The 22,849-nt window shown below is 63.7% G+C and carries 26 protein-coding genes; 14 read left to right on the top strand and 12 right to left on the bottom strand.

The window, feature by feature from the left end; genetic code table 11:
* The first annotated feature begins 6 nt into the window (after positions 1–6).
* Entirely contained in the window at positions 7–180 is a 174-nt protein-coding gene (locus D1223_RS06385) for a Flp family type IVb pilin (protein WP_119375592.1), read from the top strand.
* Between the two features lie 87 nt (positions 181–267).
* Entirely contained in the window at positions 268–1,434 is a 1,167-nt protein-coding gene (locus tag D1223_RS06380) for an epoxide hydrolase family protein (RefSeq protein ID WP_119375591.1), read from the top strand.
* A gap of 9 nt (positions 1,435–1,443) precedes the next feature.
* Here D1223_RS06380 and D1223_RS06375 read toward each other — a convergent pair whose 3' ends face one another.
* The 4 genes from D1223_RS06375 to D1223_RS06360 form a co-directional block, all read right to left on the bottom strand.
* Positions 1,444–1,746 carry an aa3-type cytochrome c oxidase subunit IV gene (locus D1223_RS06375; protein WP_119375590.1) on the bottom strand — a complete coding sequence of 101 codons (303 nt, stop codon included), beginning with the start codon at positions 1,744–1,746 and terminating at the stop codon, positions 1,444–1,446.
* 96 nt (positions 1,747–1,842) lie between these two features.
* Positions 1,843–2,280 carry a DUF1178 family protein gene (locus D1223_RS06370; RefSeq protein ID WP_119375589.1) on the bottom strand — a complete coding sequence of 146 codons (438 nt, stop codon included), beginning with the start codon at positions 2,278–2,280 and terminating at the stop codon, positions 1,843–1,845.
* Between the two features lie 15 nt (positions 2,281–2,295).
* Complete coding sequence (grxC, locus tag D1223_RS06365) at positions 2,296–2,556, bottom strand: glutaredoxin 3 (RefSeq protein ID WP_119375588.1); 261 nt, start codon at positions 2,554–2,556, stop codon at positions 2,296–2,298.
* A gap of 31 nt (positions 2,557–2,587) precedes the next feature.
* Positions 2,588–3,358: a ComF family protein gene (locus tag D1223_RS06360; protein ID WP_119375587.1), complete on the bottom strand. Its 771-nt coding sequence runs from the start codon at positions 3,356–3,358 to the stop codon at positions 2,588–2,590.
* Here D1223_RS06360 and D1223_RS06355 point away from each other — a divergent pair.
* Positions 3,357–4,265, top strand: a complete 909-nt coding sequence (locus tag D1223_RS06355; protein ID WP_119375586.1) for a methyltransferase domain-containing protein — start codon at positions 3,357–3,359, stop codon at positions 4,263–4,265. The two genes, D1223_RS06360 and D1223_RS06355, sit on opposite strands and share 2 nt — an antisense overlap.
* 168 nt (positions 4,266–4,433) lie before the next feature.
* Here the strand turns inward: D1223_RS06355 and D1223_RS06350 are convergent, their stop codons facing one another.
* On the bottom strand, positions 4,434–5,102 hold the full coding sequence (locus D1223_RS06350; protein WP_119375585.1) for a DUF1013 domain-containing protein: 669 nt from the start codon (positions 5,100–5,102) through the stop codon (positions 4,434–4,436).
* A 221-nt stretch (positions 5,103–5,323) separates the two neighbouring features.
* Here D1223_RS06350 and D1223_RS06345 point away from each other — a divergent pair, with 221 nt between their 5' ends.
* Together D1223_RS06345 and D1223_RS06340 are read left to right on the top strand one after the other, a co-directional pair.
* Complete coding sequence (locus D1223_RS06345) at positions 5,324–5,605, top strand: DUF3892 domain-containing protein (protein ID WP_119375584.1); 282 nt, start codon at positions 5,324–5,326, stop codon at positions 5,603–5,605.
* A 136-nt stretch (positions 5,606–5,741) separates the two neighbouring features.
* Positions 5,742–7,172, top strand: a complete 1,431-nt coding sequence (locus tag D1223_RS06340; RefSeq protein WP_158588423.1) for a S41 family peptidase — start codon at positions 5,742–5,744, stop codon at positions 7,170–7,172.
* 4 nt (positions 7,173–7,176) lie between these two features.
* Here the strand turns inward: D1223_RS06340 and D1223_RS06335 are convergent, their stop codons facing one another.
* From D1223_RS06335 to D1223_RS06325, 3 genes are all read right to left on the bottom strand, one after another.
* Positions 7,177–8,721 (bottom strand): DUF4332 domain-containing protein, encoded by a 1,545-nt coding sequence (locus D1223_RS06335; protein ID WP_119375582.1) that lies wholly within the window; start codon positions 8,719–8,721, stop codon positions 7,177–7,179.
* Between the two features lie 79 nt (positions 8,722–8,800).
* Entirely contained in the window at positions 8,801–10,210 is a 1,410-nt protein-coding gene (locus D1223_RS06330) for an HWE histidine kinase domain-containing protein (RefSeq protein WP_119375581.1), read from the bottom strand.
* Positions 10,211–10,335: 125 nt separating this feature from the next.
* A complete protein-coding gene (locus tag D1223_RS06325; protein WP_119375580.1) occupies positions 10,336–11,316 on the bottom strand; it encodes an NAD(P)H-quinone oxidoreductase in 981 nt (326 codons plus the stop codon).
* A 115-nt stretch (positions 11,317–11,431) separates the two neighbouring features.
* On the opposite strand from D1223_RS06325, the gene D1223_RS06320 reads away from it, so the two are divergent.
* Together D1223_RS06320 and D1223_RS06315 are read left to right on the top strand one after the other, a co-directional pair.
* Positions 11,432–11,602, top strand: a complete 171-nt coding sequence (locus D1223_RS06320) for a DUF1192 domain-containing protein (RefSeq protein WP_119375579.1) — start codon at positions 11,432–11,434, stop codon at positions 11,600–11,602.
* A gap of 109 nt (positions 11,603–11,711) precedes the next feature.
* Positions 11,712–12,263, top strand: a complete 552-nt coding sequence (locus tag D1223_RS06315) for a DUF1465 family protein (RefSeq protein WP_233353060.1) — start codon at positions 11,712–11,714, stop codon at positions 12,261–12,263.
* Between the two features lie 7 nt (positions 12,264–12,270).
* Here the strand turns inward: D1223_RS06315 and D1223_RS06310 are convergent, their stop codons facing one another.
* Positions 12,271–12,729, bottom strand: a complete 459-nt coding sequence (locus D1223_RS06310) for a winged helix-turn-helix transcriptional regulator (protein WP_119375578.1) — start codon at positions 12,727–12,729, stop codon at positions 12,271–12,273.
* A 113-nt stretch (positions 12,730–12,842) separates the two neighbouring features.
* Between D1223_RS06310 and D1223_RS06305 the strand changes: the two genes are divergently transcribed.
* From D1223_RS06305 to D1223_RS06290, 4 genes are all read left to right on the top strand, one after another.
* Positions 12,843–13,241 carry a hypothetical protein gene (locus D1223_RS06305; RefSeq protein ID WP_119375577.1) on the top strand — a complete coding sequence of 133 codons (399 nt, stop codon included), beginning with the start codon at positions 12,843–12,845 and terminating at the stop codon, positions 13,239–13,241.
* 97 nt (positions 13,242–13,338) lie between these two features.
* A complete protein-coding gene (mdh, locus tag D1223_RS06300; protein WP_119375576.1) occupies positions 13,339–14,301 on the top strand; it encodes a malate dehydrogenase in 963 nt (320 codons plus the stop codon).
* Between the two features lie 150 nt (positions 14,302–14,451).
* The gene (locus D1223_RS06295; RefSeq protein WP_119375575.1) at positions 14,452–15,042 is read left to right on the top strand and encodes a peroxiredoxin family protein; all 591 of its coding nucleotides are present in this window, start codon (positions 14,452–14,454) and stop codon (positions 15,040–15,042) included.
* A 69-nt stretch (positions 15,043–15,111) separates the two neighbouring features.
* Positions 15,112–15,618 carry a hypothetical protein gene (locus tag D1223_RS06290; protein WP_119375574.1) on the top strand — a complete coding sequence of 169 codons (507 nt, stop codon included), beginning with the start codon at positions 15,112–15,114 and terminating at the stop codon, positions 15,616–15,618.
* 161 nt (positions 15,619–15,779) lie between these two features.
* On the opposite strand, the gene D1223_RS06285 is transcribed toward D1223_RS06290, so the two are convergent.
* Together D1223_RS06285 and D1223_RS06280 are read right to left on the bottom strand one after the other, a co-directional pair.
* Entirely contained in the window at positions 15,780–16,262 is a 483-nt protein-coding gene (locus D1223_RS06285; RefSeq protein WP_119375573.1) for an arsenate reductase ArsC, read from the bottom strand.
* The gene (locus tag D1223_RS06280) at positions 16,259–17,980 is read right to left on the bottom strand and encodes an amidase (protein ID WP_119375572.1); all 1,722 of its coding nucleotides are present in this window, start codon (positions 17,978–17,980) and stop codon (positions 16,259–16,261) included. The genes D1223_RS06285 and D1223_RS06280 overlap by 4 nt, the downstream gene beginning before the upstream one ends.
* 79 nt (positions 17,981–18,059) lie before the next feature.
* Here D1223_RS06280 and D1223_RS06275 point away from each other — a divergent pair, with 79 nt between their 5' ends.
* Together D1223_RS06275 and D1223_RS06270 are read left to right on the top strand one after the other, a co-directional pair.
* Positions 18,060–20,276, top strand: coding sequence for a prolyl oligopeptidase family serine peptidase (locus tag D1223_RS06275; RefSeq protein WP_119375571.1), 2,217 nt, complete (start codon positions 18,060–18,062; stop codon positions 20,274–20,276).
* Positions 20,277–20,685: 409 nt separating this feature from the next.
* Complete coding sequence (locus D1223_RS06270) at positions 20,686–21,570, top strand: SDR family NAD(P)-dependent oxidoreductase (protein WP_119375570.1); 885 nt, start codon at positions 20,686–20,688, stop codon at positions 21,568–21,570.
* Here the strand turns inward: D1223_RS06270 and D1223_RS06265 are convergent.
* Positions 21,567–21,863: a hypothetical protein gene (locus D1223_RS06265; RefSeq protein ID WP_119375569.1), complete on the bottom strand. Its 297-nt coding sequence runs from the start codon at positions 21,861–21,863 to the stop codon at positions 21,567–21,569. The two genes, D1223_RS06270 and D1223_RS06265, sit on opposite strands and share 4 nt — an antisense overlap.
* Here D1223_RS06265 and D1223_RS06260 point away from each other — a divergent pair.
* Entirely contained in the window at positions 21,862–22,836 is a 975-nt protein-coding gene (locus D1223_RS06260; RefSeq protein WP_119375568.1) for a DMT family transporter, read from the top strand. The genes D1223_RS06265 and D1223_RS06260 overlap by 2 nt on opposite strands.
* Positions 22,837–22,849 lie beyond the last annotated feature (13 nt).

The following is a 22,849-nucleotide window of genomic DNA, read 5'->3' as shown; positions in this document are numbered from 1 at the left end:
GGCGGCATGGTCCAGCGTCTCATCAGCAAGTTCCGGCGGAGCGACAGCGGCGCAAGCGCCGTTGAGTACACGCTGCTGATCGGCCTTCTCGCGCTCGCGGTTGTCGGCGGCATTGCGGCCATTGGTGACACGACTTCCGGACACTTCAATTCTGTGAATGAAGGTTTCCCTGACGCCTAGGATTCGGTCGGGACTTTCCCCAACGCGACATTGACGCCCTGAGACGGGCCTGCCTTTCTGCCGGTAGCAAGACACCGGGAGGACAGGATGGGCGAAGCACGGCCTTTCAAAATCGACATTGCAGACGAGACGCTCAAGCGCATCCGCGAGCGGATTGCTACCTATCGCTGGTTTCCCGCGCCGGCGGCGGGCGGTCCATGGCAATTCGGTATGTCAGCCGATGTGATGAAGGATATCCAGGCGCACTGGCTGGACCGCTACGACTGGCGGGCGGCCGAAGCCGAACTTAACCGCTACCCACATTTCAAGGCCGAGATTGACGGCCTCGACATCCACTTCCTGCATATTGTGGGCGAAGCTGAAGGCAAGCGGCCGCTCCTGATGACCCATGGCTGGCCGGGTTCCTTCTTCGAATTCTATGACGCCATCGGCCCGCTCGCTTTCCCCTCGCAGCATGGCGGCTCCGTCGCCGATGCTTTCGACCTCGTCATCCCTTCATTGCCGGGCTACGGCTTTTCCGGAAAGCCCACAGCACCCATCGGCCAGCGAAAGACGGCGAACCTGTTCAACACGCTGATGCGTGAGGTGCTGGGCTACGAGACCTATCTCGCGCAGGGCGGCGACTGGGGCAGCCTGGTCACCTCATGGCTCGGATTCGAGCATCCGGCGAGTGCGCCGCAAGGCGGCTGCCGGGCAATCCATCTCAACATGATGGGCCTGCGCCCGGCCGCTGCCTCACCGCAATCGGACGCAGAGAAGGAATGGATCGCCAAAAGCCAGGCCAGCATGCAGGCCGAGGGCGCTTACCTCATGGAGCAGGCGACCAAGCCCCAGACACTGGCGATGGCGCTGATGGATTCACCGCTCGGCACCGCCGCCTGGATCATCGAGAAGTTCCACGGCTGGTCGGACGTGCCCGACGGCAATCTCTTCAGCGTCTATTCGAAAGACCAGCTCATCACCAATGCGATGATCTACCTGGTGAATGATGCGATCGCGACATCGGTCTGGTACTACGCGGCGTTCTTCCTGGAGGGCGGCGGGACACTGCCTGAGGGCCAGCGCATCGAGGTGCCGACCGGTTTCGCCAATTATCCCGGCGACACTTACATGCTGATGCCGCCGCGCAGCTGGTGCGAGCGGGCCTACAATGTCCAGCATTGGGCGGACATGCCAAAAGGCGGTCACTTCGCAGCGATGGAAGTGCCAGACCTGTTTGTCGATGATCTCAGAAAGTGGGCGCGGCCACTTTGAGGGGGCTTGCTAGACGACCAGCCCGATCAGGAAGATCAGCAGCTGGATGAAGATGGCAAGGCCGGCCAGCGCAACCACGGTTGCGATCCAGGCGCCGCCCATCCCCATGATCATGCCAATCGCGATACCTGCGCCGGCGCAGAGAACCAGCGAGACCAGCCAGTTGATGCCCATCGACAGGGTAAAGACCATGTAGCCGACGGAAATCAGCAGGATCAGCGCGCCCCAGGCGCTGGCCTTCATGAAGCCGTCATACATTTTCGACTGGGCGTCGATCTTCATTTCGCCGTGCGTGTATTCGCTCGAAGCCATCTGGCGCTCTCCGTACCTGAATCGAAGCCGTTTTTATTGAGCATGCGCGCGCCGTCAAGCGGCCAAGCCGTCGCATCTGTCCGGTTTGGACAGTTCCTAGTTGAGTTTTGACTTGTCGTCCTGGCGCGGCGGCACGAAAGCAGGCGGTAGGGGCGCGGCCGGCACGCCTTCTTCCTGCAGCGCCTCGCGTTCTTCCGCGGTCGTCTCGCCCCAGATCGGCCGGTGGTCGCGCTCGCCATAATACATGCTGCGTGCTTCCTCGGCGAAGCCGTCGCCCACATAGTCATAATTTTCGGCGATGTGCTGGCGCGCCTTTGCCGCGAGCTTGCCGAACACCCGTTCCGGGTCGGAGGCGCCAGACTTTTCCGAAGGGCGCACCGATGGTGCCATGATCTGCTTGCGCACGTCGGCGCCGCCGCAGTTCGGGCATGTGATAAGATGCCTGTCACGCTGTGTCTCGAAGGCATCAGAAGACGCAAACCAGCCCTCGAAACCGGCCTCGCAATCCCTGCATTCCAGTGCATAGCGGATCATCGATTATGCTCCCCGTCAGACGGCCTCGATCATCGGATCGAGCTTGCCAGCGCGTTCGAGGGCCATCATCTCGTCGCAGCCGCCAATATGGGTGTCACCGACGAAGATCTGCGGGAAGGTCCGCGCGCCATTCGCCCGCGAAACCATTTCCTGCTTCTTGTCGGGGTCCATACCGGCATCAATCTCTTTAAAATCAACGCCCTTCTGCTTCAGTAGGCTGACGGCCCTTGTGCAAAAGGGGCAGAAGGCGCGTGTGTAGATGGTGACCTTTTGCATGTCTGCTCCGGAAAATATCCTGTTGAGCCTTCTATATGGTGACATCCGTCGGCCTGACAACGCGCGCCAGCACCAGCACGCTGACTGAGGCCGCCTTGCCCTTTTTCAGGGCACGCGTGCATGCCGAAAGGGTCGCGCCGGTTGTGTAGACATCGTCCACCAGCAGCACATGCGCTCCTTCGATCCGGTCGGCGCGCGACGGGCGGACCGCGAAGGCGCCCCGCACGTTCCGGCGCCGCTCACGGGCGGTGAGACCGCCTTGGGTCGGGGTTGGCCTGCGCCGGACAAGCGCATCGGCTGCGAAGGGCTTGCCGGTGCGCTGTGAGAGGGCGGCCGCCAGCCAGCCGGACTGGTTGAAACCGCGGCTGGCCAGGCGCCTGTAGTGTAGCGGTACCGGCACAATCAGGTCGGCCGCCGGGAGGATGTCGGCGGCCGAAAGTGCCATCCAGGCGGCATAGACAGGCAGGCCGTCACGCCGGCCCGCGCGCTTCAGGTCCAGCACGGCCTTGCGTGAGGCATCGTCATATTCGAGGGCCGCGCGGGCCGCCTGCCACGGTGGCGGCTTGGCCGCGCAGGCGCCGCACAGTGTCGCATCACCGAGATCGCTCTCGGCTGGCATCGCGCAGAGGCGGCAGCCGCTGCCATTCAGGAAGCTGAGCTTCGCGAAGTCTTCCGGCGGGATCAGGCCCGGCCCGACATGGCTCTGGCCGGTCAGCAGCGAGCGCGGTGGCCAGATGAAATCACCGAGTGAGCGCAATCCGGCCTTTGCTGAACGGCTCAGCCGGTCCATATCGAGCCCCATGGCCACTGCCCCACCCAAGCTATTCGACCGAAACCTGGTGCGTCTGCACCGCGACCGGGCGGCTGCCCGTTATGATGACTATGCCTTCCTGAAGGAGCGGGAGTCGAGTCAGCTTGTCGAACGGCTGATGGACACGACCAAGACGTTCGAGCGCGCGTTGGACCTTGGCGCCCATGATGGCCGGGCCGCGCAGAAGCTGCGGGCCTCCGGCCGGGTCGGAGCCGTGGACGCGGCGGATGCTTCGGCGGAATTTGTCGCCAGGATGAAAGCCGACGGCCTTGAGGCGTTCCAGCTCGACGAGGAAGAAGATGCTTTTGAAACAGGGCGGTATGACCTTGTGACGTCGGTGCTCAGCCTGCACTGGGTGAATGACCTGCCGGGGATGCTGGTGCGGATACGGCAGGGGCTGAAGCCGGACGGGCTGTTCCTTGGCTGCCTGTTCGCAGGCGGGACGCTGGCCGAGCTCAGGGCCTGCCTGATCGAAGCTGAGTCGGAGATCCATGGCGGCGCGTCGGCGCGGCTTTCGCCGCTGCCGGGCCTGCAGGACATGGCAGCCCTGATGCAGCGGGCTGGCTTTGCCCTGCCCGTCGCGGACATTGACACGGTGACGGTACGCTATGACGACCCGCTCAAATTGATGCGTGATATCAAGGGAATGGGTGAGCAGGCCGCCTTCCTGACCGGCGAAAAGGGGCCGCGGCGGCCGCTGTCACCGGCCGTGCTGATGCGGATGAGCGAGCTCTATGCCGAGCGCTACAGCGATCCGGATGGCCGCCTGAGGGCGACCTTCAACATTGTCTGGCTGTCCGGCTGGGCCCCGCATGAGGGCCAGCCCAAGCCCCTGCGCCCGGGAAGCGCGCGCCATAGCCTGGCGGATGCGGTCAAGAACTTCCCGCGGAAGGATTGAGGAGCGATTGTGGGACGGACGGTCTTAAAACAGTACGATTCCAGTACATTTTCAGTCTGATTCCGGTATGGCTGCCGTCTGTTCCTGGCCCCCTCAGCCCGACAAGCAAAGAAAAAGCCCGCCACGAGAGTCGCGGCGGGCTCTTTAACGTCCGGATGCGGAACGCGGCTAGTTCTTGAAGGCCGAGAAGATATCGTCGGCGTTCGGCTCTTCCTTGTTCCGGTCCTCTGAGGCCGCCTGCGCGTCGGTATCCTCGGCGGGCGCGAGGCCCGGGCCCGAAACTTCCGACTGCTTCTGAGCGTCCATCTTGCGGCGCTTGTCGGCGGCCTTGGCGATCACTTCGTCGAGTTCGATCTGCGAGCACAGGCCCAGCGTCACCGGGTCGACCGGTTTGATGTTCTGCGAGTTCCAGTGCGTCTTGTCGCGCACATTGGTGATCGTCGCCTTGGTGGTGCCGATCAGCTTGGAGATCTGCGCATCGGTCACTTCCGGGTGGTTGCGGATGAACCAGGCGATCGCATCGGGCTTGTCCTGGCGGCGCGCCACCGGGGTGTAACGGGCACCCTTGCGCTTGGGCTGCGGGATGTGGGCGATCTTCGACTCGGCCTTTTTCAGCACATAGTCGGGGTCTGCCTCGCCCTTGCGGATTTCCTCGCGCGTCAGCTCGCCGCCGGAGATCGGATCGACGCCGCGCATGTTCTCGGCGACGTCGCCATCGGCGATGCCCTTCACCTCGAGCGTGTGCAGGCCACAGAAGTCGGCGACCTGCTTGAAGGTCAGCGTCGTGTTGTCGATCAGCCAGACGGCCGTCGCCTTCGGCATCAGAATATCGGCCATTTTGGGCTCCGTTTGCTTGGTCCCTGAAACGCAGCCGCCCGGCCTTGCGGGCCGGGCGGTCAGGGTTCCGGGACGGAATAGTGTCCTAACGACGCGCAGTATAATGGTTCGGGGTCGGATTGGGAAGTCAGGGTTTGTAGTGAGGCCGGCTTCACGGAATTTATTTGCCCGGCGGTGACGCGCAGGAGACGTCCGGTCGACGGATGGGATAGGAATAGCGTATGGCGTCGATCAAGGTTACGTGCATTTCGCTGAAGGGTGAGTTGGTCGACCATGCGCGGGTCGTCGCTATAGGCGGTCCTAATGGAGGCGGCTGGCGCATGACGGTGGCGCAGGCCGTATCGACGATCGAGCGGGGCGTGAACGAATTCTACCTGCTGGACGCGAATGGCAGGCGGCTCGAGATTGCGATCGAGCAGGGACCAAGACGCAAGCATTTGCGGGCCCGAGGGGGCGGGAAGTGGCTCGATGACCTTCTGACCCTTAGGAGATTTGAATTATAACGCTCATCGTACTCGAGCCATTCGGGCCGCGTCTTTCGTCGTCTCGACCGTATGGCGCCGGGCGCGCCGCCATGCGCAATTGACGAAGCGGTGAGCGGCGCATAGCCAGTCACGTCCTGGAGAGGAGGCGATGACGATGGTGAGAGCTCTGACAGTGGCGGCGACGGCTTGCTTGGTCGCGGCCTGCGTAAGCGAAGAGAAGGCGCCCGCCTTCGACCGCGCCGCATTCGGCGACACGCATGAGATCACCGGCTTCGAAGCCTTGCCGGAAGACGTGCTCGGCCTCTGGCGGTCTGAGGGCTATGGCTGGATTTTCGACATCACGCCGGACGGCATGACCCAGTACCAGGTCACGCAGTCCTTCTGCTTCGAGACGCCTGAAGCCGCCCGGGGTCTGACCGATACGCTGGCACTGGACTACCGGTATTACCGCACCGCGCCGGGCGGGGATGCGCTGATCCTGCAGCTGCTGCCGGATGACACCGAAATCTTCAATACGCGGATCGATGCGCTGCCCGGCGCCTGCACGGACGTTTCGCCTGAACGCGCAACGCCGAGCGCTGTCTTCGACTATTTCGCCGAGCTGGTGGCGGAGAATTATGCCTTCTTCGAGGTGCGCGATATTGACTGGCAGGCCCGTGTCGCGGCTGCGCGCGGCGAGGTGTCGGACGATATGACCGATGCGGCGCTGTTCGATGTGATTGCCGGCATGATCGACGGGTTCAGCGACTCCCACACCAAGCTGATCGCGCCAATGGGAGAGGGGCTTCGCCGCCAGCAGGACGGGCTTGGCGAAACGCTATCCTTTATCCGGGGTGAGGGCCGCGAGACCGAATGGCTGATCGGCATCTTCACGGCGCTGCAAGAGGAGATCCTGGACGCCGGCAGCCAGCATGTCGCGAATGACCGCATCCTCTGGGGCACGATCGGCGATGGCCGGGTCGGTTACATCCAGATCCTCCAGATGGGCGGGTTCAGCGGTGTGGACATTGGCGATCCCACCTTTCGCGAGGCCGAGTTTGCTGTCTTCGACGAGGTCATGGACGCGGCGCTGACGGCCATGGCCGATAGCGAGTTCGTCATTCTCGACCTCTCCAATAATCGCGGCGGCTATGACGCGATTTCCCGGCGCCTCGCCAGCCGCTTCACCGGTCAGGCCTTCGAAGCCTATGCGACCGAGGTTCCGGGAACGGGTGTGCCCCCGCGTGAGCGGGTCATCGCGCCCGCCGACCACATCCGCTACACACGCCCGGTCAAGCTGCTGACCAGCGATGTCACGGTGAGCGGCGGCGAGATTGCCACGGTTGCCCTGCGCCAGCTGCCGAATGTGACGCATTACGGCGCCACAACGCGCGGCAGCTTTTCCACGGTGCTGTCAAAACCTCTGCCGAATGGCTGGGTGGCGGAGCTGTCGAATGAGCGCTTCCTGGCGCCCGATGGCGTGCTCTATGAGGAAACCGGCATCACGCCGGACGTGGCGCTGGAGGTTTTCCCCCTCGACGACCCGATTGGCGGACACCGGCGCGCGGTCGAGGCGCTGCTCGCGCCGGGCGAACCGGCGGAGTGAGCCGCTAGACGGCCTCTTTCGCAAGTTCGATCCAGTGCAGGACTTCTTCCGGGTCGGGCGCGTTGTTGTCATTGATGATGCGGCGCGTCTCCGGCTTTTCGAAGTGCGCCTTGGCGGCGGCAAAGAGCTCGCCGGCCCGGGCCTCTGCGACATCGTCGATTGAGCGGAAGCCGGCGCCGACCAGCAGCTGGACATCGTGCACCCGAAGGCTCGGCAGCGCCATTTTCAGCGCGGTCTGGTCCTGCCAGTCGAGAACGGTTTCGGCGGTGATGTGGCCAACATCAAGGGCTTCGGCGGTCGTCACCGGATCGATCCCCATCAGGTCCCGGATCGTCTCGATACCGATGGCGTTGAGCCGGGCGGCCGTCTTCTTCCCGATGGACGGGGCGTCCACGACATCGCTATCGAGCGTCAGGCGGGAGTCCTCGGCCATGTCCGGCTCTGCGCGCGCGGGGGCTTTGGGCGCGGGTGAGGCTTCGGGTGTTTCGGCGACGGCATTTTCAACCGCGGCAGAGGGTTTCGGCGGCGCTGAAGCGCGAGTCGCATCTTGCGATCCTGTAGCAGTCTCGGGCATGGCGGCCCGGGGCACATGTTTCGAGCCGAGCGGGGCGAGCGGCTTCGCATCGAGCTCTTTCAAGGGCACGCGCAGCACGGTTTTGGCGTGCATTGCGCGGATGGCCTTGTCGTCATCGGGCAGGGTCTTGACCACCTTGCCGGTCTCGGTCAGCTCCTTGTACATCGCCGCCACCGTCTTGCGGTCGGCCGCGTTCTCCATCTTCTTCGTGACCCACTGGACCGGGATATCGAGCGTAGCGAGATAGCCGCGCACGGTGATGTTGACCTTTTTCGGCGTCACGGCGGCCTCGGCGAAGGCGCGCGAGAACAGGACGCTCATCCCCTTGGTCGCATAGGCGACAAGGTCGGAAATGATCTCGAGCAGTGTCTCGTCCAGGCCGGCGGGCGGGTTCTTCGCCCCGACATGGATGTCGTAATGGTCGATGAAGTCCTGATAGTGCGGATGCGAGCGCTGCGCGCCGGCGAGCACCATGTCGGAGACAAAGCCGGACCCCATGCCAGCCCCAATGTCGGGATAGCCTTTCAGCTCGATCCGGCGGACGATCTCGGCCCGGGACTTTGCGATCGACCATTCCAGGGCGCGGTGAATGGCGCCTTCTTCCTCGCTCTGGCCGGTATGGAAGGGCTGGATCGGGTCGGCGTAATAGTGGCTGAGCACGCCGAGCGCATAGGCGGCATGGCTCCACTTCTTCTCGCGCAGGGCGCCGACGGCCTTGCCATACCATTCAGCCGCCGCATCGCGGGCCCCGCCCCATTCGCCTTCGGAGACGTGCAGGACGTGATTCCGGAAATCCTTGAACTCTGTATCCGGGGCCTTGGCGCCGGCGAGCAGCGAGGCATGCTCGCTCAGCATCAGGTCGTGCCAGCCGTCTGCGTCCTTGCCGTCCAGCAGGCCAAGCGCATCCATCACGATGAAGTGGTGGGTCGAGCGGCAGTGATGGGCGGTGATGACGTTTCGCAGCAGATTGGCCATGGCGCGTTCCCCGGATTAACCCGTTGATAACGCCAGTATTCTGGTTAATGCGCGCTTAACCCCGGTTAACCTTTGGGGCTCAGCCCTGCGGACGGCCAGGCGGTTTCATCGCCGCGGAGATCGTGCCGAAAAGCGTATCGTTGCGGAAGGGTTTCGGCACGATTGCGCATTCGCGAAGGACGTCGGGCAGCTCGTCCAGTTCCTCATATCCGGTGCAGAAGACAACCGGGATACCGGAGGACACCAGGTCCTCGGCCAGGCCGTAGGACCGCTCACCTGAAAGGTTGCTGTCGAGCAGCGCGATGTCGAGCTTCAGGTCGCCGATCAGTTCGCGGGCGCTGGCGACGGAGTCGACCGGGCCGATCACTTCGAATCCTGCGTCCTGAAGGCGGACCTCAAGGTCCATGGCGGTCAACGGCTCATCCTCGACAACCAGGATCAGGGGCTGTGCCTTGCGGCGCTGGGTTTGTTTTGTGGATTCGGCCTGTCGCGTCGTTTCGTCGGGCTGGGCGTCGCTTGTGGCGATCTCGATATCGACCTGCAGCCCTGTCTCATGCCAGGTCCGTTTGAGTGTGCCGCCCGCCGCCCCGGCAATAATCCGTTCCAGCAACCGTGTGCCGAAGCCAGTCTGCTCGGGTGCGGCCACCGCCTGTCCGCCCGATTCCCGCCAGCAGATATGCACCGCATCGCGCTCGCTGGTCCATGTCACATCCAACTGGCCACCCTGATGGGACAGGGCGCCATACTTTGCGGCATTGGTGGCCAGCTCGTGGAAGATCAGTGCCAGCGACTGGGCTGCGTCAGGGGCCAGCAGCACATTGTCACCCTTGAGCGTGACCCGGCATTCGTCACCAGAATTGAAGGGTTCGGTCTCCTCCTGCAGCAGCGCGTGCAGGTTTGCGCCGTCCCAGCGGGATGCGGCCAGGAGACTATGGGCGCGGGTGAGCGAGCCGATGCGGCCCTCAACGGCTTCCTTGTAGCCTTCAACTGTTTCAGCACGCGTCAGGCTGACGACCGATTGCGCGACAGCGAGCACATTCTTCGCCCGGTGGTCGATCTCCCGCATCAGCAGGGCCTGGCGTTCCTCCAGGCGCTTCTGTTCGGTGACGTCCGTATTGGTGCCGAACCAGCGGATGATATTGCCGTCGCTGTCGCGGATCGGAACGGCGCGTGACAGGAACCAGCGATACTCCCCGTCCTTGCTTTTCAGCGGGAAGGTGTCTTCCCAGGGCTCGCCTGTCTCGAAGGCCTGGCTGATCCGGTCGATGACACGGTCGACATGGTCGGGATGATGGACCTGCCGCCAGCCCCAGCCCTGCATCTCCTCCAGCGTGGTTCCGGTGTAGTCGAACCACCGCTGATTGTACCAGAAGATCCAGCCATCCGGACGGGTCATCCACGCCAGTTGCGGGATTGAATTGGCCAGCATGTGGAAGTCGGCTTCCAGCTGTTCATAGCTGTGCTGAAGGGCCTTGTAGCGTTCGGGCATCGCCTTCCTGCGGTCGCGGTAACAGCAGGAATATCCCTGCGCAGGGATACTTTTACACACTCATAGCGTGTGAACCAGTCGATTCATGAGGTTCGCTGCGGGGGACCGGCGGTGCCGGGGGGAAATCAGCCCGCGACGTTCAGCAGAATCTTGCCGATATGTCCGCCCTTGGCCATTCGCGCCTGCGCAGCCTCAGCCTCGTCGAGCGGATATGTCTGGTCGATGACGGGGCGGATGTCGCCAGAGGCCACGAGCGGCCAGAACTGTTCCTCGATGGCCGCCCGGATTTCCGCTTTTTCCTCAACGGGACGCGCGCGCAGCGTCGTGCCGGTCAGGATCAGCCGCTTCATCATCAGGTAGATCAGGTTCACCTCGACCTTCGAGCCGTTAAGGTAGGCGATGTTGCAGATCCGGCCGTTCACGCGGGCGGCGGAGATGTTCTTCTGGACATAGTCGCCGCCCACCATGTCGAGGATGACATCGGCGCCGCCGCCGGATTTGACCACCTCTTCGAAGTCCTCTTCCTTGTAGTTGATGGCGCGGGTCGCCCCGAGCGTCTCGGCGGCCTTGCACTTGTCCGCCGAACCAGCCGTCGTCCAGATTTCGCTGGCGCCGGCCTGCTTGACCATCTGGATCGCCATCGAGCCGATGCCCGACGTGCCGCCATGGATGAGCACGGTTTCGCCCTGCTTGAAGGCGCAGCGCATGAAGATGTTGGCATAGACCGTCATCATCGCCTCAGGCAGGGCAGCGGCCTGCAGCAGGGTCAGGTTTTCCGGCACCGGCAGGAGCGAACCTTCATCGACGGCGCAGAACTGCGCATAGCCGCCCCCGGCCAGCAGCGCGCAGACGCGGTCGCCTTCGCTCCAGCGCGTCACCTTTTCACCGGTGGCTGCGACGGTGCCCGAACATTCCAGCCCCATGATCTCGGAGGCGCCAGGTGGCGGGGGATAATGGCCAGCCCGCTGGACGAGGTCGGCACGGTTGAGGCCGGCAGCGGCAACCTTCACAAGCACCTCGTGCGGCCCGATCTCCGGGCGGGGGACGTCTGCCAGCTGCAGCGGCTCGTCATCCTCCACCACAATCGCCTTCATTGTCTCGCTCATGTCCTGTCCTCCTGGGGTGCGGTTAAGCCTGACATCCGAATTCAAGGCTTGATTTCGCCGCGCGCCTGTCCTTGCCTGAGGGCAGAAGGCCTATAGGGATGGAGGCGCGCAATCAATGTTCGAGGACGAACTCCCGAAACCCGCCAAGCTCGACCTGGAGAAAATGTCGGTCGACGAGCTGGAGGCGCGGATCGAAACGCTGAAGGCGCAGATCGCCGACTGCGAAGCGGAAATCAGGAAAAAACAGGCGCACAAATCGGCCGCCGACGATTTCTTCAAGCGATGAGCGTGCAATCTTTAAGACCCCTTAAACCTCGCGCGCGTTAGATTGTTGGGTGGATTCGCGTCCACCGCAGCATGCGCTGCAGATTACAGGCAAAGACCCGGAAGACTTCATGGCGATCACACCCGACCACAGACTGGACGATACTGACTGGACCATGCCGGAATTTGCCGCGAGCCGCGTTTTCGAACGTGTCTTTGTCGACGGCATGGCGCTGGTTGAGGAAACCGCTGCCTATCTGGACGGGCCGGGCCGCGACATGGCCAGGACGCTGCCGCGCGAGGCGGGGCTTACCTATGCGGCCTGGAGCATGGAGCTGACATCCAAGCTCATGCAGGCGGCGAGCTGGCTGGTGATGCAGAAGGCTGTGCGCGACGGCGACATGCCGCGCGAGGATGCACTGGCGAACAAATACCGGATCAGCCGCGACGGCCCGCCGCTCAATGTTGCCGACCAGCGCGGTCAGGGCCTGCCCGATACATTCCTTAACCTGGTCGAGAACGCCGAGAACCTGTTCGGCCGGATCTGCCGGCTGGACGCGGCCATCTATGTTGATGGCCATTCCGGCGAGGCAAGCCCTGTGAAGCGCCAGATCGAGGAGCTGAAAGCGGCCGCCGAAGACGGGGCGTTCGACCCGCTTCGCATCTGGGGCCGGGCCCGCTGAGACCGGCCTAGCGCCGCAGCACGATCCGCATGTTCTCGACCGAGACTTCGCGTCCGTCTTCGGTGACGAAGGCGATACGAACGGCCTGGCGGCTCTGGCTGTCGGTGAAGCTGATGGGCGGCTGCCCCTCGCTTTCGAGCCATTGGTCGCCCCACTGGTTGAGCGCGATCAGCACGGGGCGCAGCGCCTCACCCTTGGTGGTGAGTACATATTCCGGACGTGCCCGGCGGCCTTCGACCTTGTAGGTGCGCTTGGCGAGCAGGCCGCTGTCCACCAGGCTTTTCAGGCGCCCTGACAGGATGGTGCGCGGCGTGCCGAGCTCGGTCTGGAAATCGTCGAACCGGCGCACGCCATACAGGGCCGAGCGCAGGATGAGCAGCGTCCAGCGGTCGCCGATCTGGTCGACGGCGCGCGCCAGGTTGCAGCGGTCGGGCGGGACGGGCGATTTGCGTGATAGCGGAACCATACCGCAGTCTTGCATGGGTTCGTCATCCAAATCCAGCTTCAAATTCGGATTCCGTCGAGACACCCGGCCGGCGATCCGCTAGATTGACGCCGTCCAGCAAGAGAGCGCCTGTCATGCCCGCGCCCAAGAAATACATCGACAAACGCATCGCAAACGCCCTGATCCCGAAAGCTCAGGCCAAGGGGCTGATGGGCGGGCTGACCGGCGCGGTTGCCAAGCAGACCATGGGCGGGCTCTGGGTTGGCGGGAACGCCTGGCTGACGGCGAAAGAGATCAGCTTCGAGCCGAATGGCCTGAACCGCCGCTTCCATCTCAATCCAGACGAGCTGTCAGCCTCGGTCAGCCTGTCCGAGGTAACGGCGGTGAACTGGCGCAAGGGGCTGTTCACCAGCATCATCGACATCGAAACCGAAGACGAGCGGCTGACGCTGCGCTGCTACAAGTCGAAATCCTTCGCCCGGGCCATCGAGGACGCTGTTTCAGCCGTAAAAAACGCGTCAATCGGCGCCTGAAGGCGTCTTGCGGCGATGGTCGCAGTTTCCTTCATCGAAAATCTGATCTAGGTGGACGGCAACTCTGGATACAGACACTGCAGGAAGGAGGCCTTTGATGGCTCGCAAGAAAATTGCACTTATCGGTTCAGGCATGATCGGCGGTACGCTCGCCCACATCGCGGCGCGCGAGGAGCTCGGTGATGTGGTCCTGTTCGACATCGCCGAGGGCCTGCCGCAGGGCAAGGGCCTCGATATTGCCGAGTCGACCCCGGTCTACAATTCGTCCGTCGACCTGAAGGGCGCCAATGACTATGAAGGCATCGCAGGCGCCGACGTCTGCATCGTCACCGCTGGCGTGCCGCGCAAGCCGGGCATGAGCCGCGATGACCTGCTCGGGATCAATCTCAAGGTCATGAAGGCCGTTGGCGAGGGCATCAAGACCCATGCGCCGAACGCCTTCGTCATCTGTATCACCAACCCGCTCGACGCCATGGTCTGGGCGCTGCAGCAATTCTCCGGCCTGCCGCACAACAAGGTGGTCGGCATGGCAGGCGTGCTGGATTCCAGCCGGTTCGCCTACTTCCTGTCCGAGAAGACCGGCGTTTCGGTGGCCGACATCCACGCCTGGACGCTCGGCGGCCATGGCGACACGATGGTCCCGATGGTGCGCCACTCCACGGTTGGCGGCCTGCCGCTGCCGCAGCTGGTCGCGCAGGGCTGGATGACCCAGGAAGAGCTCGACGGCATCGTCGACCGCACGCGCAAGGGCGGCGGCGAGATCGTTGCGCTGCTGAAAACCGGCTCGGCCTACTACGCCCCTGCGGAATCGGCGATTTCCATGGCCAAATCCTACCTCAAGGACCAGAAGCGCGTCGTTCCGGCGGCCGCTTACTGCAAGGGCCAGTTCGGTGTCGATGGCATCTATGTCGGCGTACCGGCCCTGATCGGCGCAGACGGCGTCGAGAAGATTGTCGAGTTCGATCTCAATGACGACGAAAAGGGCATGTTCCAGAATTCGGTCGACGCCGTGAACGGCCTGATCGACGCCTGCAAGGGCATTGACGGCTCGCTGAAATAAGCGCGGACCCAGCGCTCCAAAATCGAAGGCCGGGCCGAAAGGTCCGGCCTTTTTTGCTGTCTTCACGTCCATGTGAGCGCACGTCTTTGTCATGTGCGCGCCGGGAGCGGCTGCACTAGCCTGCGGGCATGGATTGAAGGAGACCCTGACATGTTCCGTAAACCCCTCGCCGCCCTCGTCTTTGCCGCCGCGCTCGCCCTGCCGGGGGCTGCGCAGCAAAGCGCCGTTCCGACTGATGAGATGATCGGCCCGATGGTCGGGGCGCAGGCGCCCGCCGGCACGGTGGTCACGGCCGCAGGCGAAGCGACGACCCTTGCCGCCCTTGCTGGCGAGAACGGCACCGCCATCGCCTTTGTCCGCTCGCTCGACTGGTGCCCCTATTGCAAAGCCCAAGCAAAAGGCCTCGAAGCGGCCCGGGCCCCGCTGGAAGAAGCAGGCTGGTCGCTCGTCCTGTTGTCCTATGACAGCCCGGAGACGCTGGCCGGGTTCGCCGAGAAGAATGGGCTCACCTACACCATGGTCTCAGATGCGGACTCAGAGGTGATCCGCGCCTATGGACTGCTCAATGAAGAAATGCGCGAAGGCTCGAAATACTGGGGCATTCCGCATCCCGCCGTCGTCTTTGTCCGCACCGATGGCACGGTCGGGGCCGTGCTGCGCGAAGAAGGCTACGAAAAGCGGCCGGAAGTCGAGGCCATCACCGAGACTGCATTGTTGCTCAACGAGGCCGCGGGCAGCTGACCGGCACTTCGCCAGCCGGTTCCCGGAATGACTGGCCAAGCCATGCCGGTGTGCGTAAGGCTCGCTGGCATGGCGATGACACTTGTCCATCAGATCGAGGAAACCGCGCGGTTTACGGCCGTTCACGCAGCTTCTGCGCCGGAAGACGCCGCATCGGTGCCCTGGCTTGTGACTGGCGCGGTCTTGATGGTCCAGCAGGCCTGCACGCTGGCGCTGAGCGAGGCGGGCGCCGAGCTGCCGGCCATGGCAGGCCCGGCGGAACTGGTCGCGCGCGTGGCTGATGCCGAGCATCTCGCCCAGCCCTATACGGCGCCGCTCAAACCGGCCCATCACCGCGCGCTGGACGCCGTCATTGCCGCGCGCAACAGCGTCATGCATCCAAGGCCCGATGGCCTCGCGATCGATGCGCGCGCCCTGCCGGATGGCCTTGAGGTCGCGACCGGGCTGGTGCGTCACCTGCTGCTGACCCAGCCTGTGCGCCCATCCATGGTAAGCGACGCCGAAGCCGCCTCGATCCGGCATTCGCTGGATCTCATCGACATGTCAGTGGATTTCTGGCGGACGGTCCTGGCCTGACCCCGGCCCCGCCCCGACCCTCCCCTAAGGGGAGGGGATGATGTTGCAATCTGGTTTGACGTCAGCGCGCACGCCCGTGGTTCGACTTCGCTCACCACGCGGGCTTTGGAACATGGGAGACTGTCGCTCCCTCCCCTCTGGGGAGGGTCGGGGTGGGGTTGCTAGCGCGTCGTGTGGATCGCCTGCGCGGCCGCTTTCAGCTCGGTGTCCGACAGCCCGTCGAAATCGAGCGCGGCGAGTTTCTGCAGGCGTTTATTGAGGTCCGAATACACGTCCTCGAAAGCGAGGCGCTGGCGCATGGTCGATTCGATATAGGCGGGGTCTGGCATGCCCCAGTGCACCTGGACCGGGTGTCCCGGCCAGTATGGGCAGGATTCGCCGGCCGCACTGTCGCAGACCGTGATGATGACATCCATTTTCGGCGCATCCGGCCCGGCAAAGACATCCCAGCTTTTCGACTCCAGCCCGGACACGTCATGCCCCTTGGCTGACAGCACGCTGAGGGCCATGGGGTGGACTTCGCCGCGCGGCCGCGAGCCTGCGCTATAGGCTTTCAGCCCCGGTATCGAATTGGCCACCACTTCCCCGACGATGGAGCGGGCGGAATTGCCTGTACAAAGGATCAGGATATTGCGTGTCGTCAAAGCACCGGCCGTGTATCTGCCACGCCCAGTTCCTGTTCCAATGCGGCGCCAAATGCAAGCAACTTTGCTTCCTCGAAAAGCGGGGCCCAGAGCGACACGGCGACCGGCGTCTGTGCCGGGGCGGCATCCGGGGCCTGTTCGGCGCCGAAAATGGTCCGCGGCCTGGTCTCCTGGAAGCCTGCCCGCATCACCAGGCAGGGATGGCCGGTGAAGTTTGTCGGGGTGAGCATGCCGGAGGCAAAATTCGGCCCGATGACGAGATCGACCCCCTCGAAGGCTGCCTCCATGTCCTGCATCCAGCGCCGCCGCAGCCGGTCGATCTGGATGAGGTCGACACCGGTCAGGAAGCGGATGGCGCGGAAACTGTTCGGCCAGGCGGCTTCTTCCTGCCAGACCATCAGGTCGTCCTGGCCGGACAGGGTCAGCTCCTCGAAGGCGGCGGCGGCTTCGGCGAGCAGCTGCTGGACCAGCGGGGCAGACGGCAGTTCCGGCAGCTTGAACTCGACCACCTCGGCGCCGAGTGCCAGCGCCCGGTCGAAGGCGGTGAGCTCCGCTTCGGTCGCGTTCTCGCGCCAGGCCTCGTTGAAGCCGAGCTTCAAGCCGGAGAAATCGCTCATCGGCGCATAGGAGAAGCTGGTGGCAAGCGAGCTGGCATCGGCCGAATCGTGTCCGTTCAGGGCCCACATGACCATGGCGAGATCCTCGACGCTGCGGGCCATGGGGCCGACCTTGTCGAGCGACCAGCAAAGTGCCATGCCGCCGGCCCGCGACACGCGTCCAAAAGTTGGACGCAGGGCCGAGCCACCGCAGCGGTGCGAGGGCGAGACCAGTGAGCCGAGCGTCTCGGTGCCGATCGCAAAGGCGCAGAGGCCGCCTGCGACCGAGCTGGCAGACCCGGCGCTGGAGCCGGACGAGCCTTCGCGCGGATCAAACGGATTGCGCGTTACCTCGCCGAACCAGATGTCGCCATAGGCGAGCGCCCCGCAGGTCGTCTTGCCGAGCAGGACGGCACCTGCCCCGGCGAGCTTCTGGACGATCGTGCAGTCTTCATCCTTGACCGGTGTATTCTTGTAGGGCGCCGCGCCCCAGGTCGTCGCCGCGCCTTTCGCGTCGAACAGGTCCTTCAGGCCGTAGGGAATGCCGTGCAGGGGGCCGCGATAGAAACCGGACGCGATCTCGGCGTCGGCTGCGTCTGCTTCGGCGCGGGCGCGGTCCGGCATTACGGTGATCCAGGCGTGAAGCGTCGGGTCCAGCCGCTCGATGCGGGCAAGATAGATGTCGGTCAGCTGGCGCGATGTCAGCAGGCCCGCCTTGATCCAGGCCGCCTGCTGAGCGACGGGCGCGAAGGCAATATCGGCTTCGTCGGCCGGGACGGGGCGTTGCGGCAGGTCCGCGGTGCGCAGCGTGCTCTCTGTTCCGGTCGGATAGGTCTTGCCCGGCAGGCGCGGATCGAAGGTCTGCGCCGGAGCGAGGCTGTTGGGCTTTTCGAAGGCGCGCAGCTGCTGGATCGCGGTCAGCTGGTCCTCGATGGTCGGGATCATCTGCTCGCGCTCGGCCTCGGTGTAGGCGACCCCCGCGAGCTTTTCGGCTTCCGCGATCCTTGCCGGTGTCATCGTGCCGGCTCCCTCTTCCTGGGCGCTTGCCCGTCCTGCAGCGGCCAGCCCGGTCAGTCCGGCTGCGCCAATCTTCAGCAGGTCCCGTCGCGTGTTCTTTTTCATGACATTCCCTGTTTTCGTAGCCCGCGAGGAGACTAGAACCATTTCCAGGAAATACCAGACGATACCGGAGACCCGTTTGATGAGACTGTTCCTGCTTGCTGGCGCTGCCCTGTTGGCCGCCGCCGGTTGTCAGACCGCCTATGAAACACCAGACACCGAGGATGCTGCGACCACCGTGACCACTGCAGACAACGCCACCGCGACCGATACGGCCCCCTTGCTGCCGAACGGCGAGCAAGACCCCTACCTCTGGCTTGAGGAGGTGGAAGGCGAGGATGCGCTCGCCTGGGTGCGTGCGCAGAATGAACGCACGCTTGGTGAGCTGCAGGCCGACCCGCTCTATGAGGGCTACTATCAGGACGCGCTCGACGTGCTGACCTCCGACGAGCGCATTCCCTACGGCACGATCCGTGACGGCATGGTCTACAATTTCTGGCAGGACGAGACGAATGTCCGCGGTCTTTGGCGCCGCACGCCGCTGGAAAGCTATGCAAGCGACAGCCCGGACTGGGAAACCATCGTCGATTTCGACAAGCTCGCCGAAGAAGAGGGGAAGAACTGGGTCTACAAGGGCGCCAATTGCTTCCAGCCGGAAGAGGGCGGCAAGTGGCTTTGCATGGTCTCCCTGTCCGATGGCGGCAAGGATGCCGTGATCCAGCGCGAGTTTGACCTGTCGACCAAGGCGTTTGTGGAGGATGGCTTCATCACCCCGGAGGCCAAGCAGGGCGTGGCCTGGGCCGATGCCGACACGCTGTTGATCGCGACCGACTGGGGCGAAGGCACGACCACCCAGTCCGGCTATCCCTTCATCGTCAAGCGCTGGACACGCGGCACGCCGCTCGCCGAGGCCGAGGAAGTCCTGCGCGGCACGGAGAACGATGTCGGTGTCTGGCCGGTCGTCTTCGAGAAGGAAGATGGGACACGCCTGCAGGGCGCCGCCGAGGCCGATACCTTCTTCACCTCGACCTATTGGTGGCTGCCGGACGGCGAGCGCGAGCCGGTGCAATGGCCGATCCCGCCGAAATCCTCGCCACAGGGCATCTATCAGGGTCAGTTCCTGCTGACCCTGCAGCAGGACTGGGCGCCTGAAGGCCAGCCAGTGGCTTTCAAGTCCGGCGATCTCGTCGCCTTCGATCTTGAGCTTTTCCTCGAAACCCGTGCGCTTCCGGCCGTCGAGCTGATCTTCAGCCCGAATGAAAGCCAGGCGGTGAACGGCGTGGCTATCGCCGATGGCGCCGCGCTCCTGTCGATCGACGAGAATGTCGTCGGCAAGGTGCTGAAGCTTGGCCAGGGGCTGGGCGGCTGGACCACCAGCGAGATCGAGCTGCCCGGCAAGGGCCAGGCTGGCATCGCCTTCGCGGACAAGGATGTCGACACGGTCTTCCTCAATTATGAGGGCTTCCTGACGCCGGATTCGCTTCTGCGCTACGATGTGAAGACCGGCGAGGTCTCACCGCTGAAAAGGCTTCCGGCCAAGTTCGACACAGACGGCCTCGCGGTCGAGCAGTTCTTTGCGACCTCGACCGACGGCACGAACATCCCGTACTTCATCATCCACCGCGAGGACATGCCGCTCGACGGCACGACGCCGACGCTGCTCTATGGCTATGGCGGCTTCCAGGTCTCGATGAACCCGTCCTATTCGGCGGTGCGCGGGCGTCTCTGGCTGGAGCAGGGCGGGGCCTATGTCCTTGCCAATATCCGCGGCGGCGGCGAATTCGGCCCGGAATGGCACCAGGCCGGCCTGAAGCAGAAGCGCCAGATCATCTATGACGACTTCATCGCTGTCGGCGAGGACCTGATCGCGCGCGGCATAACCTCCAGCGACCATCTCGGCATCATGGGCGGCTCGAATGGCGGCCTGCTGACGGGCGTGATGCTGGTCCAGCGCCCGGACCTCTGGGACGCCGTCGTCATCCAGGTGCCGCTGCTCGACATGCTTCGCTATCACAAGCTGCTGGCCGGGGCCTCCTGGGTCGATGAGTATGGCGATCCGGACGTGCCGGAAGAGCGCGCCTTCCTGGAGACGATCTCGCCCTACCAGAACTTCGATCCGGACGCCGATTATCCGACGCCGTTCTTCCTGGCATCGACCAAGGATGACCGGGTCCATCCCGGTCATGCGCGGAAAATGGCAAAACTGTTCGAAGTGACAGAAAAACCGTTCTTCTATTACGAGAATATCGATGGCGGTCATTCGGCGGCCGCCAACCAGAAGGAAACGGCCCGTCGCTCGGCCCTGGAATATGTCTATCTCCAGCGCCGCCTAACAGTGACAGGCTCCGTGCAGGACTGATGAGGCGGGCCCGGCTCGCCGAGCCGGGCTTTCCTGTCCCATTTCGGGACTCGCCTGCCTGATGAATTCCGTTTGGCCGGAAAAATGCCGGTTCGCCTGAAAGGCGTTTTCTGTAGTGTTTTCAACAGGTTCGGGGCGACAAGGGGCTTGCTTGGGCCGCAAAAAGGCCGTATACGTATATTCACGGGGGTCGGGCTGCGCTTCAAGGCGATGAGCCGCATTGGGCGCGATTTTACCTCAAGCTTAGACACAAGAACCGTCGGCTCTTCCCCAAAGGCCGGTCGGTAACGTCCCCAGCCGGCTCCTGCCTGACGAGGCAGGAGCCGGTACCTTCCACCCTTCCGTAACGCGAGTCTTGACTAAGCCGCCCGGCGGGCGCCCCTTCGCAAGAAACAGTGCGGAGGAAAACATGGGCGACCTATCGGGAAAAACAGCGATCATCACCGGCGCGGCGAGCGGCATTGGCTATGCCGGCGTCGAGGTCTTCATGCAGGCGGGCGCGACCATTGTCGCCGGTGACCTGCAGGACGAAAAGGGCAAGGCGCTGGAGACGCGCTTCGGCTCGGACCGGGTGCGCTATGTCCATTGCGACGTCACGAAGACCGATGATCTCAAGACGCTGTTCGCGACCGCCGAGGACGCATTTGGCGGGGTCGATATCCTCTGGAACAATGCCGGCCATGGCGGCACGCCGACCGGTGTCGAGGAGCTTGACGAAGACGGCTTCGACCAAACGGTGGCCCTGCTACTGAAATCGGTCTTTGTCGGCACCAAGCTCGCCGTGCCCTACATGAAGAAGCGTGGCGGCGGGTCTGTGATCAACACTTCGTCTATCTCGGCGGTGTGCGCGGGCTATGCGCCGATCACCTATTCGGTCTGCAAGAAGGGCGTCGCGCACTTTTCCAAGCTGGCCGCGGCCGAGCTGTCGAAACACAAGATACGCGTCAATGCGATCCTGCCGGGCTTCATCGCGACCTCGATTTTTGGTGCGTCGCTCGGCCTGTCGCGCGAGCAGGCCGATCAGATGGCTGCCCTTGTCGAACAGCAGGGCGGGCGCATGCAGCCAGCCGGACGCACCGGCACAGGAAAGGACATCGCGGAAATGGCGGCCTTTCTGGCGAGCGAAAAGGCGAGTTTCATCACCGGCGGCGAATTCCTCGTCGATGGCGGCATGACGGTCGGCCCGCGCCACAGCTGGGACGAGACCGATGGCGGTCCACTGCTCGACGCGCTCGGCATCACGCCGGAACAGGCCGAGCAGATGCAGTTGGCGATGCAGGCCCAGGACGGTTAGTCGCCGTTCTCCTGCGCGGCCGAATCGGCCAGGCCCGGAATGCTCTCGACCGCGCGCAGCAGGTCGCTGAGCGTTTCGGCATCGGCAACGGGCCTTCCCCGTTCGTCGAACAGGGCAAATCCATTGTCAGTCTTGCGCAATGGGAATTTGCGCCAGTGGGCCCGCGTGCGGTACAGCCATATTTCTTCCGGCTCCGCACCACTCGCCGACCATCCTGTCCAGACATGATCCGCCGGGACACTGCGCCAAAGTTGGTCGATCTCGTCGAGGTCCTGTTGGGAAAACCGATTCATGAGTGACAGTCCGCCTTCCAATCCTGCTTCAGAACCTAAGCGCCCGCGCTTGTCTGGCAATGCCCTGGGCGCGGTGTTCATGGTCCTCTCGGGAATCGGATTCACAATCTATACCGTTCTGGCCAAACAGCTGTCGGTCGACGTCCATCCGGTCTTCCTGGCCTTCTGGCGGTCGGCCTTCGCGCTTATCTTTTCGGTGCCCGTCATCCTGCGGGTCGGCCTGCACCAGATGAAGACGAAACGGCCCGGCCTGCTGTTCGCCCGGTCCCTGTTCGGCACGCTGGGCTTCACGCTGGCCATGGTGGCGGTCTCCGACCTATTCACCCTGTCGCTGTCCCAGTTCAACGCGATCAGCTTTTCGCGGTCGCTCTTCGTGACGGTGCTGGCCGCCATTATCCTGCGCGAAATGGTCGGGCCGCACCGCTGGGGCGCGGTCGCGGTCGGCTTTGTTGGCGTCCTGATCATGGTGGTGCCGGGCGTGTTCATGTTCTGGAACCCGGATGCCGGGTCCGGCTTCCAGCTCGATGGCGGTACGCTGAGCGCCATTGGCAGCGCCTTCTTCCTCGCTTTCGCGATCGTGCTGGTGAAGACGCTCAGCGCCGAGCTGTCGGCGGTCGCGCTGCTGACCTATGCCAACATCCTCTCCACCGTGCTGCTGCTGCCCTTCGTCTTCGTCTTCTGGTCCATGCCGGACCTTGAGACCTGGGGCTGGATCTTTTTCATGGCGATGACCGGCTTCGTTTCGCAATTCTGCTATATCTCGGGCGTCAGCGTCGGCGATGCGTCTTTCATTTCGCCGCTAGATTATCTGCGCCTGCCGATGGCGACTGTGGCGGATCTTCTGGTTGTCGGGCTGTTGCCGGGCATCAATGTCTGGATCGGTGCGGGCATCATTATCGTGTCCGCTGTCTACATCACGATCCGCGAGCGCAAGCGCCAGGCCCAGCCGGTCACGGTCCTGAAAGAACGCTAGTTTCATGAATTTC

It is taken from the genome of Henriciella mobilis (assembly GCF_003576285.1).
Lineage (GTDB): Bacteria > Pseudomonadota > Alphaproteobacteria > Caulobacterales > Hyphomonadaceae > Henriciella > Henriciella mobilis.
The sequence above is the reverse complement of the archived record's forward strand: the minus strand, read 5'-3'. Positions and strand labels throughout refer to the sequence as shown.

Coding starts and splice junctions, on each gene's coding strand:
- D1223_RS06385 (WP_119375592.1), top strand. CDS start 7: ATGGTCCAGCGTCTCATCAGCAAGTTCCGGCGGAGCGACAGCGGCGCA.
- D1223_RS06380 (WP_119375591.1), top strand. CDS start 268: ATGGGCGAAGCACGGCCTTTCAAAATCGACATTGCAGACGAGACGCTC.
- D1223_RS06375 (WP_119375590.1), bottom strand. CDS start 1,746: ATGGCTTCGAGCGAATACACGCACGGCGAAATGAAGATCGACGCCCAG.
- D1223_RS06370 (WP_119375589.1), bottom strand. CDS start 2,280: ATGATCCGCTATGCACTGGAATGCAGGGATTGCGAGGCCGGTTTCGAG.
- grxC (WP_119375588.1), bottom strand. CDS start 2,556: ATGCAAAAGGTCACCATCTACACACGCGCCTTCTGCCCCTTTTGCACA.
- D1223_RS06355 (WP_119375586.1), top strand. CDS start 3,357: ATGGCCACTGCCCCACCCAAGCTATTCGACCGAAACCTGGTGCGTCTG.
- D1223_RS06360 (WP_119375587.1), bottom strand. CDS start 3,358: ATGGGGCTCGATATGGACCGGCTGAGCCGTTCAGCAAAGGCCGGATTG.
- D1223_RS06350 (WP_119375585.1), bottom strand. CDS start 5,102: ATGGCCGATATTCTGATGCCGAAGGCGACGGCCGTCTGGCTGATCGAC.
- D1223_RS06345 (WP_119375584.1), top strand. CDS start 5,324: ATGGCGTCGATCAAGGTTACGTGCATTTCGCTGAAGGGTGAGTTGGTC.
- D1223_RS06340 (WP_158588423.1), top strand. CDS start 5,742: ATGGTGAGAGCTCTGACAGTGGCGGCGACGGCTTGCTTGGTCGCGGCC.
- D1223_RS06335 (WP_119375582.1), bottom strand. CDS start 8,721: ATGGCCAATCTGCTGCGAAACGTCATCACCGCCCATCACTGCCGCTCG.
- D1223_RS06330 (WP_119375581.1), bottom strand. CDS start 10,210: ATGCCCGAACGCTACAAGGCCCTTCAGCACAGCTATGAACAGCTGGAA.
- D1223_RS06325 (WP_119375580.1), bottom strand. CDS start 11,316: ATGAGCGAGACAATGAAGGCGATTGTGGTGGAGGATGACGAGCCGCTG.
- D1223_RS06320 (WP_119375579.1), top strand. CDS start 11,432: ATGTTCGAGGACGAACTCCCGAAACCCGCCAAGCTCGACCTGGAGAAA.
- D1223_RS06315 (WP_233353060.1), top strand. CDS start 11,712: ATGGCGATCACACCCGACCACAGACTGGACGATACTGACTGGACCATG.
- D1223_RS06310 (WP_119375578.1), bottom strand. CDS start 12,729: ATGGTTCCGCTATCACGCAAATCGCCCGTCCCGCCCGACCGCTGCAAC.
- D1223_RS06305 (WP_119375577.1), top strand. CDS start 12,843: ATGCCCGCGCCCAAGAAATACATCGACAAACGCATCGCAAACGCCCTG.
- mdh (WP_119375576.1), top strand. CDS start 13,339: ATGGCTCGCAAGAAAATTGCACTTATCGGTTCAGGCATGATCGGCGGT.
- D1223_RS06295 (WP_119375575.1), top strand. CDS start 14,452: ATGTTCCGTAAACCCCTCGCCGCCCTCGTCTTTGCCGCCGCGCTCGCC.
- D1223_RS06290 (WP_119375574.1), top strand. CDS start 15,112: ATGGCGATGACACTTGTCCATCAGATCGAGGAAACCGCGCGGTTTACG.
- D1223_RS06280 (WP_119375572.1), bottom strand. CDS start 17,980: ATGAAAAAGAACACGCGACGGGACCTGCTGAAGATTGGCGCAGCCGGA.
- D1223_RS06275 (WP_119375571.1), top strand. CDS start 18,060: ATGAGACTGTTCCTGCTTGCTGGCGCTGCCCTGTTGGCCGCCGCCGGT.
- D1223_RS06270 (WP_119375570.1), top strand. CDS start 20,686: ATGGGCGACCTATCGGGAAAAACAGCGATCATCACCGGCGCGGCGAGC.
- D1223_RS06260 (WP_119375568.1), top strand. CDS start 21,862: ATGAGTGACAGTCCGCCTTCCAATCCTGCTTCAGAACCTAAGCGCCCG.
- D1223_RS06265 (WP_119375569.1), bottom strand. CDS start 21,863: ATGAATCGGTTTTCCCAACAGGACCTCGACGAGATCGACCAACTTTGG.